Source organism: Rhodococcus pyridinivorans (genome assembly GCF_900105195.1).
Taxonomy (GTDB): Bacteria; Actinomycetota; Actinomycetes; order Mycobacteriales; family Mycobacteriaceae; genus Rhodococcus; species Rhodococcus pyridinivorans.
Genome location: NZ_FNRX01000002.1, coordinates 683,635 through 698,072, shown reverse-complemented (window position 1 = coordinate 698,072; position 14,438 = coordinate 683,635). Strand labels below are relative to the sequence as shown.

Genomic DNA, 14,438 nt, shown 5'->3' with positions numbered 1-14,438 from the left:
ATCTTCCACTCCCCCGGACAAGGAGAAATCCCATGACCACCACCGAACCCCGGCCCTCGGAGACCCTCGATCGTTCCAAGGTGAACGTCGCCGCGGACTCCCCGGCCAACCAGCAGAAGAACTTCGCCTCCCGCCCCATGACCGGCGACGAGTACATCGCCTCCATCGACGACGGTCGCGAGATCTACCTGCACGGTGAGCGAGTCAAGGACTTCACCAACCATCCGGCCTTCCGCAACTCGATCCGGATGACGGCGCGCCTCTACGACGCCCTCCACACCGGTGAGCACGTCAACACCCTCACCACCCCCACCGACACCGGCAACGGCGGCGTAACCATGCCGTTCTTCCGCACCCCGAAGTCCGCCGACGACCTGCGGGCCGACCGCGACGCCATCGCCACCTGGGCACGGCTGACCTACGGCTGGATGGGCCGCAGCCCCGACTACAAGGCGTCCTTCCTCGGCACGCTCGGCGCGAACGACGAGTTCTACTCGCCCTTCCAGGACAACGCGAAGCGCTGGTACCGCGAGTCGCAGGAGAAGGTCCTGTACTGGAACCACGCGATCATCAATCCGCCGGTCGACCGTCAGCTACCGCCGGACCAGGTCGGCGACGTGTTCATGAAGGTCGAGAAGGAGACCGACGCCGGCCTCATCGTCTCCGGCGCCAAGGTCGTCGCGACCGGCTCGGCCATCACGAACTACAACTTCATCGCTCACTACGGTCTGCCGATCAAGAAGAAGGAATTCGCGCTGATCTGCACGGTGCCGATGGACGCACCCGGCATCAAGCTCATCTCGCGCGCCTCATACTCTCAGAACGCGAACATCGTCGGCTCCCCGTTCGACTACCCGATCTCCTCGCGGATGGACGAGAACGACGCGATCTTCATCTTCGACAAGGTGCTCGTGCCCTGGGAGAACGTCTTCATGTACGGGGACGTCGAGAAGATCAACAACTTCCTCGGCGGCTCCGGCTTCCTCCAGCGCTTCACGCTGCAGGGCTGCACGCGACTCGCGGTCAAGCTCGACTTCATCGCCGGTCTCCTCATGAAGGCTCTCGACGCCACCGGCGCCGGCGGATTCCGCGGCGTGCAGACCCGTGTCGGTGAGGTCATCGGCTGGCGCAACCTGTTCTGGTCGCTCACCGACTCCATGGTGAACAACCCGGAGCCGTGGATCGACGGCACTGTAATCCCCAAGCTCGAATACGGCCTCACCTACCGCATGTTCGCGATGCAGGGCTACCCGCGCATCAAGGAGATCATCGAGCAGGACGTCGCCTCGGGCCTGATCTACCTGCCCTCGTCCGCCGCCGACTTCAAGAACCCGGACGTGCGTCCTTACCTCGACAAGTATGTCCGCGGCTCCGACGGCATCCAGGCGGTCGACCGCGTGAAGGTCATGAAGGCACTGTGGGATTCGATCGGCTCCGAGTTCGGTGGCCGCCACGAACTGTACGAACGGAACTATGCCGGCAACCACGAGAACGTCAAGGCCGAGCTGCTGTTCGCCGCCGAGAGCCGCGGTGACGTCGCCTCCATGAAGGGCTTCGCGGAGCAGTTCATGAGTGAGTACGACCTCGACGGCTGGACCGTGCCCGACCTGATCGGCAACTCCGACGTCAGCGCGTTCTACAAGTAACCGACTCCCGCGCGCGGGCGGATGATCTCCGTTCTCCTGCCCGTCCGCGCGCGGCCCCCAACATCCACCCACCGCGAAGGAGCGTCCGAGATGACCACGACCGCTTCGACCTCCGTGTCCCATCCCCCTGCACCGGAATTCGACGCGGTAGTCCTCGGACGCTCCTTCGCCTCCCAGCGGGTCTCGGCCCGGTTGCGCGACGAACTACGGCTGGCGGTCCACGAGATCGGCACCGCGAGCGCCGTCCGCTACGACGACATCGACCATCGGTGGGAGATCCTCATCGGCGGCACCGTCGTCGGCCGAGCGAAGTTCGTCGTAGACGGGCACGGCGGCCTCACACTGCAGGGCCGAGACGGCGCCGCGCTCGAGCGCGATGCCCTGACGGTGCACGGCTTCCCGAATCTGTTCCGCCCCATCGTCAGTACGCGCACGGACTCCGTCGGGTACACGGTGTCCTGCATCGAATACATGCGCAGCAACGGTCTGGACTACGTCGAGCGGCGGCTGCGGACGCCGGTCGCGGACGACGACTACCCTGAGCTTTCGTTCGATCGGCCCACACCCATCCTCTGGTTCGGCTGAGCCGTCCGGGAGGACGCACGAGCGGGTGACGACCACGAGGTCGTCACCCGCATACGTGCGTCCGAATCCGCATGCGTTCAGCCCCGCAGGACTTCCGTAGGGGTGACGCCGTACCGCTTCCTGAAGGCGGCGGCGAAACGCCCCGGATGGCCGAAACCCCACCGGAAAGCCACATCTGCCACGGTGATTCCCCCGGCAGTAAGATCCGCGTGGGCGCGATCGAGCCGGATGTCGCGCAGACACGCGGACGGACTGCTGCCCACGTACTCGGAGAACGCCTCCTGCAACCTGCGCACACTGGTTCCGGCGATCTCCGCCATGTCGGCTGCCGTCCAGACACGACCCGGATCCTCCTGCAGAGCATTCAACACCCGCCGGACCATGCCCGGGCGGGGTGCCGGTGACATTTCGTCGGCCGGCGCGACCGCCAGGACGAAGGCCGTGGTGACCGCACCGCCGAGCTGGGCCGACACGAGAGGATTCGTGAGCACCCGGGTCGGCCCGGCGAGCTGCTCGCTCAGCGCTGCCACGAGACGGTGCCATTCCTGCGCCGACCCCCGCAGATCGAGGCGGTCGGGAAGTTCGAGGCGCGACCGCAACGGACCACCGAGAATGCGGTCCGCTTCGCGTTCGAGATGTTCTCGATCGAACTTGATTCCGAGGACCGAACATTCGGCGTCCCACCGTGTGATGAGCGACGGGGTGTCCGCGCGGAAGACTGTCGCCGAGCCGGGTTCGGAGACGACGGTGCCCGAGCGCCCCTGCGATTCGAGCCGCCCGCTCAGCGGTATGTTCACCTCGTAGGCGCCCGGATACTCGCATTCGATCGCGACGTCCGCTCCCCAGCCCATCCGACCGATCGTGACACCTCCGAGATCGGCCGAGACCAATTCGAGCTCAGGACGATCCACCTTTCCGAGGTCCGTCAATCGGTGCGGGAAGTACACGTCCGCCACGACGCGCGAGGCGTCGTCCCAGTCCTCGATCTCGGGCACACTCACGCCTTCGAGACTAACCGCTTCCGAGACCTGGATCACATAGTCGCGTGATTCGTCCAGGGACCGCGCAATGTGCATCGACCGGCCCGTCGGCCGACTCGTATGGTCCTGGCCACGTCAACAACGGCCCGGCCGTCGCCGGACGGCTCCCGACCCGGAGGTACACCGATGACCAGCACCCTTTCGTGGCTCGACGAGATCACCATGGAAGAACTCGAGCGCAATCCGTACCCGGTCTACGAGCGCTTGCGCGCCGAAGCTCCGGTCGCCTTCGTGCCCGTCCTCGGCGCCTACGTAGCGTCCACGACCGAAGCGTGCCGTGCGGTCGCGGCCGGCGACGACTTCGACGGCATCATCACCCCCGCCGGTGGCCGCACCTTCGGTCATCCCGCGATCATCGGCGTCAACGGCGACATCCACCGCGACCTGCGGTCGATGGTCGAACCCGCCCTCCAGCCCGCCGAGGTGGACCGCTGGATCGAGGATCTCGTCCGCCCGATCGCACGACGCTACGTCGAGGCGTTCGAGTCCGACGGCAGGGCCGATCTCGTCGCCCAGTTCTGCGAGCCGGTGAGTGTGCGGTCGCTCGGTGATCTCCTCGGACTGAAGGACGTCAGTTCGGACAAACTGCGCGAATGGTTCCACAAACTGTCGGATTCGTTCACCAACGCAGCGATGGACGAGGACGGAAACTTTCTGAACCAGGAACGTTTCGACGAGGGCGACCGCGCCAAGGAGGAGATCCGTTCCGTCGTCGACCCGCTGATCGACCACTGGATCGAGCATCCCGACGACAGCGCCATCTCGCACTGGCTGCACGACGGGATGCCCGAAGGGCAGACGCGGGACCGCGACTACATCTACCCGACGCTGTACGTCTTCCTCCTCGGCGCCATGCAGGAACCGGGACACGCCATGAGTTCCACCCTGGCAGGCCTGTTCACCCGCCCCGAACAGTTCGAAGCCGTGGTGGACGAACCGGGACTCATCCCCCGCGCGATCGCCGAAGGGATGCGCTGGACCGCCCCGATCTGGTCCGGCACCGCACGTATCGCCAAGCGCGACACCGTCGTATCAGGAATCGAGATCAGCGAAGGGTCGGTGGTCATGCTGTCCTACGGGTCGGCGAACCACGACATCGACGTGTTCGACGCCCCCAGCCGCTACGACCTGACCCGCCCGCCGCTCCCCCACCTCGCCTTCGGTGCCGGCAAGCATGCCTGCGCGGGAATCTACTTCGCGAACAACGTGAGCCGCATCGGTCTCGAAGAACTGCTCGAGACCATCCCCAATCTCGAGCGGGACACTTCCGAGGACGTCGAATTCTGGGGTTGGGGTTTCCGCGGCCCGAAGACCCTGCACGCCCGGTGGGAGATCTGACCATGCCGTACACACTCACCGCGGGCACCGGCGTCGTTCCCTGCGAACCCGGTCGGACGGTGCTGGAAGCGTTCCTGCGCAACGGCAACTGGATGCCCAACTCCTGCAACCAGGGAACCTGCGGCACCTGCAAGATCAAGGTCCTCGACGGCGAACTCGATCATCGGAACTCGCCGGAGGAGACGCTCACCGCCGACGAACTCGCGGCCGGATTCGTCCTCGCGTGCCAGGCCACCCCGCGCGGCGACGTCGCCTTCGAGACCCCCGCAACGGAGGAACCCGCCGGCACGCACGTGCTGCGCGACGTCGTCGTCACCGTCGCCGAGGTACGCGACATCGCCGCCGACACACGCAAGGTGTTGCTCACCGCCGACGAACCGCTCGAGTTCTCGGCCGGGCAGTACGTGGAGGTGACAGTTCCCGGGACCGAGATCCGACGGCAGTACTCACTCGCGAATCCGCCCTCCGAGGCCAAAGAGCTCGAACTGCACATCCGCCGGCAACCCGGTGGAGTCGCGAGCGAATGGGTCTTCGAGCGCATCGACGTGGGTGAACGCGTGACCGTCACCGGCCCGTACGGCGACTTCACCTTCGACCTGGAGGGCACCGGCCCGATCGTCCTGCTCGGCGGTGGGACGGGCCTCGCCCCGCTCGAGGCCATCGTCCGGCAGGCGCTCTCCCTCGTCCCCGACCGGCAGATCCTGCTCTACCACGGGGTCCGTACCTGCGCGGACCTGTACGACGTCGACTTCCTCCGCGAACTGGAGACCCGCCATCCCGGCTTCCGCTACATCACCTGCGTGAGTAGGGAGAGCGGCGGAGACCGCGACGGATACGTCACCGACGCCTTCCTCGAGGACGTCGCGTCCGCGAAGGAGTTCACCGGTTACATCTGCGGATCGGACGCGTTCGTCGAGGCATCAGTGAAGGCGTTCAAGCGTCGCCGCATGTCGCCGCGACGCATCCGGCGCGAACGGTTCACCCCGGCCGGCTGAATACCCTCATCCCCGTACCGCTCGTACGCACGCGCTGCTCCGGCACCGCGATGCGCACGAGCGGTACGGCCGTGTCGAGGGGTCTTTCCGCCTCCGGTCGCTCGAGGGCCTTCCGACCCCCCACCCAGGGGTCCTAGGTATCCCTAGGTATTTGCCTGGTGTGACCGTAGCCACAGGCTGTCATCGTGGAGATATCGCCGGACACATCGCGTCGAGCCGGACCGGAGAAAGACCCCGGTCACCACGAATCTTCAGTACAGGCTCGGCCGCGTCGGACACCGCCCCGTCCGTCCCGGGAACGAAGCCGATACCTGGAGGATCCCATGACCGACATCGTGGAGCACGTGCGCACTCGCCTCGACGGCGCACTCGTCGAAGACCCGAGCACCGGGCGGTACCAGATCCGCCGTGACGTCTTCACCGACGAGGAGATCTTCGAACTCGAGATGAAGCACATCTTCGAGGGCAACTGGGTGTACCTCGCCCACGAGAGCCAGGTCCCGAACGTCGGTGATTACTTCACCACGTATATCGGCCGCCAGCCCGTCGTCATCAGCCGCGACAAGGAAGGCGAGCTGCACTGCCTGATCAACGCGTGCAGCCACCGCGGTGCGATGCTGTGCCGTCGCAAGACCGACAACCGCACCACCTTCACGTGCCCCTTCCACGGCTGGACGTTCCGCAACAACGGAAAGCTGCTGAAGGTCAAGGATCCCCGCGACGCCGGCTATCCCGAGCAGTTCAACACCGACGGCAGCCACGACCTGCGGAAGGTCGCTCGTTTCGAGAGCTACCGCGGTTTCCTGTTCGGCAGCCTGAATCCCGACGTCAAGTCGCTCGAGGACCACCTCGGTGACACCACGAAGATGATCGACATGCTCGTCGACCAGTCCCCCGAGGGCCTCGAGGTGCTGCGCGGTTCGTCCACCTATACCTACGACGGCAACTGGAAGCTGCAAGCCGAGAACGGCGCCGACGGTTACCACGTCTCGGCCACCCACTGGAACTATGCCGCGACCACCGCGCGCCGCACTGCCGGTGAGTCCAGCAACGAGACCAAGGCGATGGACGCCGGCACCTGGGGCAAGCAGGGCGGCGGCTACTACTCGTTCGACCACGGCCACCTGTTGCTGTGGATGTGGTGGGGCAACCCCGAGGACCGTCCGCTGTACCCGCGCAAGGACGAACTCGCGAAGGAGTTCGGCGAGAAGAAGGCCGAGTTCATGGTCGGCGCGTCGCGCAACCTGTGCCTGTACCCGAACGTGTACATCATGGACCAGTTCTCCTCGCAGATTCGGCACTTCCGCCCGATCTCCGTGGACAAGACCGAGGTGACGATCTACTGCATCGCACCGAAGGGTGAGAGCGCCGAGTCCCGCGCCAACCGGATCCGTCAGTACGAGGACTTCTTCAACGCGACCGGCATGGCCACCCCGGATGATCTCGAGGAGTTCCGCTCCTGCCAGAAGACCTACCTCGCATCGGCTGCGCCCTGGAACGACATGAGCCGCGGTGCAACCCACATCCTCAACGGACCCGACGAGGTCGCTCAGGATCTCGGCATGACGAAGGTGCTGTCGAGCGGTGTGAAGACCGAGGACGAAGGCCTGTACCCGATCCAGCACGGCTACTGGCTCGAAGCGATGCGCGAGGCCATCGCCGCCGAGAGTTCCGCCGCCGACCCGTCCGCGCTCTGAGAGGAACCGGAATCATGACTGCCGTACACGAATTCACGCAGACCGACATCGAACAGTTCCTCTACCGTGAGGCCCGACTGCTCGACGACCGCGAGTTCGAGCAGTGGCTCGAGTGCTACCACCCCGATGCCGAGTACTGGATGCCGGCCTGGGACGACGACGGTGCTCTCACCGAGAACCCGCAGACCGAGATCTCGCTGATCTACTACCCGAATCGCGGCGGCCTCGAGGACCGGGTGTTCCGCATCCGCACCGACCGTTCGTCGGCGACCTCGCTGCCCGAACCCCGCACGGGACACAACATCACCAACGTCGAGATCCTCGAGCGTCGCGGCACCGAAATCGACCTGCGGCACAACTGGTTCTCGTTGTACTTCCGCTACAACACCACCGACACCTACTTCGGGACCACCTTCCTCACCCTCGATGTCTCGGGCGCACAGCCGGTGATCAAGAAGAAGAAGATCGTCCTGAAGAACGACTACATCCACCACATCGTCGACGTCTACGTCGTCTAGTTCCACCCCGATCACGAAAGGAGGCACGTGCCATGGCTTACCAGGTGGCATTGAGCTTCGAGGACGGGGTCACCCGCTTCATCAAGGTCAACCCGAACGAGACCGTCGCCGACGCCTCGTACAAGGCACGCATCAACATTCCGCTCGACTGCCGCGACGGCGCGTGCGGAACCTGCAAGGCCTTCTGCGAATCGGGCAGCTACGACGGCGGCGACTACATCGAGGACGCCCTCACCGACGAAGAGGCCGAGCAGGGTTACTGCCTGCCGTGCCAGATGATGCCGGAATCCGATCTGGTGGTGCAGATCGCGAGCACCTCCGATGTCGCGAAGACCGCGGCCGCCTCGTACAGCGCGACCATCACAGATCTGCGCCGTTACTCCGAGAGCGTCGTCGGGTTCACCGTCGAGATCGACAACCGTGACGATCTGGTGTTCCTGCCCGGTCAGTACGTCAACATCGGCGTGCCCGGCAGCGAGGACGGCACCGGTAAGCCGGCGACCCGCTCGTACTCGTTCAGCACCGGCCCGCACGAGAATTCGCTCGCGTTCCTCGTGAAGATCACCGAGGACGGTCTGATGTCCGAGTACCTGCGCGACCGCGCGCAGGTCGGCGATACCCTGGAGTTCACCGGCCCATTCGGCAGCTTCTTCCTGCGCGAGCGCAAGCGTCCGTCGCTGCTGCTCGCCGGCGGTACCGGCCTGGCGCCGCTGCTGTCGATCCTGTCGAAGATCGAGGCCGACGGCTCGGACCAGCCGGTGCACCTGATCTACGGTGTCACCTTCGATCACGATCTCGTCGAACTCGACGCGCTCGAGGAGTACACGAAGCGGCTGCCGAACTTCACGTTCGACTACTGCGTCGCCGACGAAGCGTCGTCCGCCCCGAACAAGGGATACGTGACGGGTCTGTTCGAGCCGTCGCACCTCAACGACGGTGATGTGGACATTTACCTGTGCGGTCCGCCGCCCATGGTGGAGGCGGTGCGTAACCACCTGTCCGAGAACGGTATCGAGCCGACGAACTTCTACTTCGAGAAGTTCAACACCTCGGCCACCCCGGGTGGGGCAACCGCACCCGCTGCCACCGACGCCGAGAAGGCCGCGGCGGAGAAGGCTGCCGCCGAGACCGGTCGTCCGGTGGTGCTCGAGAACCCCGAGCCCGGCAATTACGAGATCGGCGAGGAGCATCCGCCCGTCGCCGAATCGGACGAGCAGTTCGACGCCCGCATGGCCCTCGAACTCGGGGTCGTCGAACTCACGATCGGCCGGCTCACGCCGGAGCAGCTCGTCGAGTTCCGCATCCTCGCCGAGGCGTCCGGCGCGTCGGTCGAAGGCGACCACTTCACCGACGCCGCGGCGTTCACCGACACCAATGCGGCCTTCCACGAGTTCCTCTTCCGCTGCTGCACCAACCCGGTGCTGCTCGAGGCCTACAACAAGCTCGAGGTCACCCGGTTGATGAAGCAGGTCCTGCGCGACGCGCAGTGGATCGAGGAGCACATCGTCGACGAGCACCTGCAGCTCGTCGAGGCGTTCGAGAAGGGCGACAAGGCCGCCGCGCGCGACCTGATCGTCGTCCACTCGCAGCACGCCAAGGAGACGATGCGTCGCGCCATCGCCAGCGGTGCCCCAGCAGGTGTCTCCTCATGATCGAAACGAAGATCTTCCCGGGCCGGTTCGACGGACGGTGCCTGACGATCACCGGCGCCGCGCAGGGCATCGGTCTCACGGTGGCGACCCGCATCGCCGCCGAGGGCGGTGAGGTCGTGCTCGTCGACCGCGCGGATCTCGTCTACGAGGTGGCCGAGCAGCTGCGCGAGGCGGGCGGCAAGGCGCATTCGGTGACGGCGGATCTCGAGACCTTCGAGGGCGCGGAGAAGGCGATCTCCCACGCCGTCCGCACCACCGGCCGCATCGACGTGCTGATCAACGTCGTCGGCGGCACGATCTGGGCCAAGCCGTACGAGCACTATGCGCCGGAGGAGATCGAGAAGGAGATCCGGCGGTCGCTGTTCCCCACTCTGTGGACGTGTCGCGCCGCCGCTCCCCATCTGATCGAGCGACGCGCCGGCACGATCGTGAACGTCTCGTCGGTCGCGACCCGCGGCGTCAACCGCGTGCCGTATTCGGCGGCGAAGGGTGGGGTCAACGCGATCACCGCGTCGCTCGCCCTCGAACTCGCCCCCTACGGGGTCCGCGTGGTGGCGACCGCCCCGGGCGGCACCGTCGCTCCCGAGCGGCGGATCGCGCGCGGTCCGTCGCCGCAGTCCGAGCAGGAGAAGGCCTGGTACCAGCAGATCGTGGACCAGACCGTCGATTCCTCCCTGCTCAAGCGGTACGGCACGCTCGACGAGCAGGCCGCCGCGATCTGTTTCCTGGCCTCCGAGGAGGCCTCCTACATCACCGGCACGGTTCTTCCCGTCGCCGGCGGCGATCTGGGCTGACCGCCCCTCGCTCGGCCTCACCGGAGGCGCCAGTCCCCCCCGGTGAGGCCACTTTTCTCCCCGAATCCTCTTGTGACTCCACCCACAGACCGGAGCAACGCATGCCCCACGCCACGCAGACCTGGGCCAGTCCACAACATCGGCGCAGCGTCATCTGGATCGTCGCGCTCGCCACCCTCGCGATCATCTTCGACGGCTACGACCTCGTCGTGTACGGCACCGTCCTTCCGACCCTGATGGCCGATCCGACCCAGCTCGGGGAGATCTCTGCCCAGCAGGGTGGTGCCCTCGGCTCCTACGCGCTCATCGGCGTCATGGTCGGCGCGCTGCTGACCGGTGCGTTCGGTGACCGCGTCGGCCGCCGGAAGATGATGTTGATCAACATCGTCTGGTTCTCCGTCGGCATGGGTGCGGCGGCCTTCTCCACGAGCATCACGATGTTCGGCGCGCTCCGCTTCTTCACCGGCATCGGCGTCGGCGGTCTCGTCGCCACCGCCGGAGCCGTGGTCGCCGAGTTCGCTCCGCCCGGCAAGCGCAACCTGTTCAACGCCATCGTCTACAGCGGTGTCCCCGCCGGCGGTGTGATGGCCTCGCTGCTCGCGATCCTGCTGCGCGACGCGATCGGCTGGCGCGGACTGTTCCTCATCGGCGCGTTGCCGCTGCTCATCCTGCTCCCGCTGGCACTGATGAAGCTTCCCGAGTCGCCCTCCTGGCTGCAGTCGCGGGGACGCTCCGACGAGGCGCAGCGTGTGTGCGAGAAGTTCGGTTTCCCGCTGCCGTCCGCAGCACCTGTCGCTTCCACCGAGAAGATCGGTTTCGCGGCACTCGCGACCCGCAAGTACGCCCTCGGTACGGGACTGCTCGGCATGATGAGCTTCGCCGGTCTGCTGCTCACCTACGGCCTCAACACCTGGCTGCCGAAGATCATGGCCGACGCCGGTTACAACGCCAACGGCTCGCTCGCCTTCCTCCTCGTCCTCAACGGCGGCGCCATCCTCGGCGGCCTGCTCGCCTCGAAGGTCGCCGACGGCCGCGGACCGCAGTCCGTCATCGTCACCACCTTCTTCCTCGCGGCCGTGGCCCTCGTGCTGCTCACGCTCGGTTTCCCGCTGCCGGTGCTGCTCACCGCCGTCGCGATCGCCGGTACGGGCACGATCGGCACCCAGGTGCTCATCTACGGGTTCGTGTCCAACTACTACGACACCCCCGCCCGCGCCGCGGGTGTGGCGTGGTGCGCCGGCTTCGGCCGCCTGGGCGGCATCGTCGGCCCGGTCATCGGAGGTCTGCTCATCGGCGCGGGCTTCGCGAACAACGTGAACTTCTACATCTTCGCGGGTATCGCGCTCGCCGGTGGTCTGGTCACGTGGTTCGTGCCCCGCCCGGTCCAGTCCGTCTCGCCGGTCCGCAGTTCCGATCGCCCCGTGCCGACTACCGTGGATGTGTGACGGACAACGTTGTGCTGATCGGCCGGAACTCCGAGTTGTTGCAACTCGAACGCCTCCTCGACGAAGCCCGCGCGGGTGTCCCCTCGCTGGTCCTCGTCGAGGGGGCGTCCGGCGTCGGGAAATCCTCCCTCGTTTCGTATTTCGTCGCTCGCCACGACGACCTCGCCGTACACGACGCGACCGGGGCCCGCTGGGAAGCCGGCCATCCGTGGTCCGTGCTCGAACAGCTGCTCGGTGACACCGTCACGGCGGGCGACCCGGTGGAGGCGGCACGCACGCTCCTCGACCGGATCGACGACGCGACGGTGATCGTCGTCGACGACGCGCACTACGCGGATGCCGAGTCGTTGCAGTCGCTGTCGTCGTCGCTGAGGCGAGCGCACGGACGTCCCCTGCTCATGATCTGGATCGTGCCCGACGTGCTTCCCGACGATGTCGCCCCGGCGACCGCCGACCTCCTCTCGAACAGCCACCGCGTGGACACCCTCCACGTCGGCGCGCTGGCGCCCCCGGATGTCGCGCAACTCGCACTGCATCGCATCGGCGTCGACCTGTCCGCGTGGACGGCGCGTCGCCTGCAGGAACACACGCTCGGGAACACCCGCTCGATCCTGCAGCTTCTCGACGAGATCCCTCGCGACGAATGGCACCGCTGGCAGGCGCGTTTCCCAGCACCGAGACAACACGCGGGGAAAGTGGGTCGCATCCTTGCCCGGTGTTCACCGGACACGCGCGCGCTCGTCGAATCGGTCGCCGTCCTGGACACCGCCGCGACACGGGGAGCCACCGAATCCCTCGCGCTCGTCGCCGAACTCGCCGAGGTCGGCGACACGACCGGGCCGCTCGACGAGGCCCACCGGCTCGGTCTGCTCACGATGCGTGAACAGCGGGGCGTGGTGTCGTTGTCGTTCCCCGATCCCATGACCCGCGCCGCCGTGGCCGACGAGATCGGCCCGGCCCGCTGGCACAGCCTGCACGCGCGGGCCGCTTCGCTCGTCGACGACGAGGGCGCCCGGTTGTTCCACCTGGTGTCCGCGACACCGACCGGAAACGAGGAACTCGCCGCCGACCTCGACGCTTACGCCCGGCGATGCGCCGCCGACGGCGCCTGGTCCCAAGCGGCCGAAGCGCTCATCACCGCGAGCCGTATCACTCTCGACCGAGAACTACGGACCCGCAGGATGATCCGCGGTGTCGACGCACTGACCGGTGCGGCCGACCTGCCCCAGGCCCAGACGTTCGTCCCCGAGATCGAGAGCGTGCCGAGCGGACCGATGCGCAACGCCGTGCTCGGCTATCTCGCGATCCAGCGGGGGCGGGCCGCGGAAGCGCACCACCTTCTCACCGAAGCATGGTCGATGCTCGACGATCCGGAATCCGAACCCGAACTCGCCGCGACGATTTCGCAACGCATGGTGTTGCATTCGTTGGCACGGCTGCGCGGCGACGATCTTGTCCTGTGGGCCGATCGTGCCGCGGACACCCTCCCCGAGACGGCTCCACCCGTCGTCGAGTCCCGGGCCATCCGCGGACTCGGGCTGGCGATGACCGGTCGCGTCGATGAGGCCGTCGAGTCGTATTCGGCTCTGTCCGATGTCATCCGGCTCGGAGCGCAGAGCCAGCGCATCCGCATGGCCGAGGGGTGGCTCGCATTGGTGCTCGACCGGCCCGATCTCGCCCGGACCGAACTCGAGGCGGCCGAACCGACCATCTTCCGCGGCGGGTCGCTGCGCATCTCGCTGTGGGCGCAGGCCTGGCTCGCGCGAACACAATTCGCGCTCGGTGCGTGGTCCGACGCGCTGCGCACCGTCGATCGCGCGGCGGCGCAGCTCGACGCGACACAACTCGATCTGCTCCGACCGCTCGTCCACTGGACCGGCGCCCAGGTCCAGGCGCTGCGCGGGAACTGGACCGCGGCACGGGAACACGCCCACCGTGCCCGCGCCGGGAACAACGACTACCCGCTCATGCTCGTACCGGCCTGCCTGTGTCTGGCGCAGTGCGCCGAGGTCGTCTCCGACTACACGAGCGTGTTGCGCTATCTGGAACCGATCGTCACCATGCGCGAGCGGGGCGCCGTCGACGAACCCGGCCACTGGCCGTGGCCGGATCTCTACGGCAACGCCCTCGTGATCACCGGACGCGTCGACGAAGCGGACGAATTCCTGCGGCCGCACGAGGAACTCGCCGCCGAACGCGGTCACCGCTCCGCCAAGGCCCGCCTCGGTTACGTGCGCGGTCGCATCCTCGGAGCCCGCGGCGACATCGACGCCGCCCGCGACGCTTTCGAACACGCACTCGACGAGATCGACACGCTGCCACTGCCCTACGACCGTGCACGCATCAACTTCGCGTACGGCCAGACGATGCGCCGCGCGGGGCGTCGCCGCGACGCCGACGCGGTGATCCGCACCGCCCGTGAGCTGTACGCGTCGCTCGGCGCCGTCTCGTACGTGGAACGTTGCGACCGGGAACTCAAGGCCGGTGGTCTTCGTACCGGCGACGGCGAGACCGAGACCCCGCGTTCGGATTTCACGACCCTCACTCCGCAGGAACGCGCCGTGGCCACACTCGTCGCGTCGGGCCGCACCAACAAGGAAGTCGCCGGTGAGCTGTTCCTGTCCGTCAAGACCGTGCAGTACCACCTGACCCGCGTGTACTCGAAGTTCGGCATCCGCTCGCGCAGCGAGCTCGCCGCGAAGTTCCGACAACAGGATCGAGGTTGACC

General features: G+C 66.8%; 11 protein-coding genes. 10 read left to right on the top strand and 1 reads right to left on the bottom strand.

The window, feature by feature from the left end; translation table 11 throughout:
* Positions 1–32 precede the first annotated feature (32 nt).
* Positions 33–1,646 (top strand): 4-hydroxyphenylacetate 3-hydroxylase family protein, encoded by a 1,614-nt coding sequence (locus tag BLV31_RS04000; RefSeq protein WP_024102359.1) that lies wholly within the window; start codon positions 33–35, stop codon positions 1,644–1,646.
* 90 nt (positions 1,647–1,736) lie between these two features.
* Positions 1,737–2,231: a hypothetical protein gene (locus BLV31_RS03995; protein ID WP_024102360.1), complete on the top strand. Its 495-nt coding sequence runs from the start codon at positions 1,737–1,739 to the stop codon at positions 2,229–2,231.
* A gap of 77 nt (positions 2,232–2,308) precedes the next feature.
* Here the strand turns inward: BLV31_RS03995 and BLV31_RS03990 are convergent, their stop codons facing one another.
* The gene (locus tag BLV31_RS03990) at positions 2,309–3,232 is read right to left on the bottom strand and encodes an AraC family transcriptional regulator (protein WP_138844917.1); all 924 of its coding nucleotides are present in this window, start codon (positions 3,230–3,232) and stop codon (positions 2,309–2,311) included.
* A gap of 165 nt (positions 3,233–3,397) precedes the next feature.
* Between BLV31_RS03990 and BLV31_RS03985 the strand changes: the two genes are divergently transcribed.
* From BLV31_RS03985 to BLV31_RS03950, 8 genes are all read left to right on the top strand, one after another.
* The gene (locus BLV31_RS03985) at positions 3,398–4,609 is read left to right on the top strand and encodes a cytochrome P450 (protein WP_006553158.1); all 1,212 of its coding nucleotides are present in this window, start codon (positions 3,398–3,400) and stop codon (positions 4,607–4,609) included.
* A gap of 2 nt (positions 4,610–4,611) precedes the next feature.
* Positions 4,612–5,604 (top strand): 2Fe-2S iron-sulfur cluster-binding protein, encoded by a 993-nt coding sequence (locus tag BLV31_RS03980; RefSeq protein ID WP_174556247.1) that lies wholly within the window; start codon positions 4,612–4,614, stop codon positions 5,602–5,604.
* Positions 5,605–5,927: 323 nt separating this feature from the next.
* Complete coding sequence (gene benA, locus BLV31_RS03975; protein ID WP_006553156.1) at positions 5,928–7,301, top strand: benzoate 1,2-dioxygenase large subunit; 1,374 nt, start codon at positions 5,928–5,930, stop codon at positions 7,299–7,301.
* A 14-nt stretch (positions 7,302–7,315) separates the two neighbouring features.
* Positions 7,316–7,819 (top strand): benzoate 1,2-dioxygenase small subunit, encoded by a 504-nt coding sequence (gene benB / locus BLV31_RS03970; protein WP_006553155.1) that lies wholly within the window; start codon positions 7,316–7,318, stop codon positions 7,817–7,819.
* Between the two features lie 32 nt (positions 7,820–7,851).
* Entirely contained in the window at positions 7,852–9,471 is a 1,620-nt protein-coding gene (gene benC / locus BLV31_RS03965; RefSeq protein ID WP_064061919.1) for a benzoate 1,2-dioxygenase electron transfer component BenC, read from the top strand.
* A complete protein-coding gene (gene benD, locus BLV31_RS03960) occupies positions 9,468–10,265 on the top strand; it encodes a benzoate diol dehydrogenase BenD (protein ID WP_064061920.1) in 798 nt (265 codons plus the stop codon). The genes benC and benD overlap by 4 nt, the downstream gene beginning before the upstream one ends.
* Positions 10,266–10,366: 101 nt before the next feature.
* On the top strand, positions 10,367–11,710 hold the full coding sequence (locus BLV31_RS03955; protein WP_064061921.1) for an MFS transporter: 1,344 nt from the start codon (positions 10,367–10,369) through the stop codon (positions 11,708–11,710).
* Positions 11,707–14,436 (top strand): helix-turn-helix transcriptional regulator, encoded by a 2,730-nt coding sequence (locus BLV31_RS03950; RefSeq protein WP_064061922.1) that lies wholly within the window; start codon positions 11,707–11,709, stop codon positions 14,434–14,436. The genes BLV31_RS03955 and BLV31_RS03950 overlap by 4 nt, the downstream gene beginning before the upstream one ends.
* Positions 14,437–14,438: the final 2 nt, after the last annotated feature.

Excerpts from the sequence above, each read along its gene's own strand:
- BLV31_RS04000 (WP_024102359.1), top strand. The coding sequence starts at position 33 with ATGACCACCACCGAACCCCGGCCCTCGGAGACCCTCGATCGTTCCAAG.
- BLV31_RS03995 (WP_024102360.1), top strand. The coding sequence starts at position 1,737 with ATGACCACGACCGCTTCGACCTCCGTGTCCCATCCCCCTGCACCGGAA.
- BLV31_RS03985 (WP_006553158.1), top strand. The coding sequence starts at position 3,398 with ATGACCAGCACCCTTTCGTGGCTCGACGAGATCACCATGGAAGAACTC.
- BLV31_RS03980 (WP_174556247.1), top strand. The coding sequence starts at position 4,612 with ATGCCGTACACACTCACCGCGGGCACCGGCGTCGTTCCCTGCGAACCC.
- benA (WP_006553156.1), top strand. The coding sequence starts at position 5,928 with ATGACCGACATCGTGGAGCACGTGCGCACTCGCCTCGACGGCGCACTC.
- benB (WP_006553155.1), top strand. The coding sequence starts at position 7,316 with ATGACTGCCGTACACGAATTCACGCAGACCGACATCGAACAGTTCCTC.
- benC (WP_064061919.1), top strand. The coding sequence starts at position 7,852 with ATGGCTTACCAGGTGGCATTGAGCTTCGAGGACGGGGTCACCCGCTTC.
- benD (WP_064061920.1), top strand. The coding sequence starts at position 9,468 with ATGATCGAAACGAAGATCTTCCCGGGCCGGTTCGACGGACGGTGCCTG.
- BLV31_RS03955 (WP_064061921.1), top strand. The coding sequence starts at position 10,367 with ATGCCCCACGCCACGCAGACCTGGGCCAGTCCACAACATCGGCGCAGC.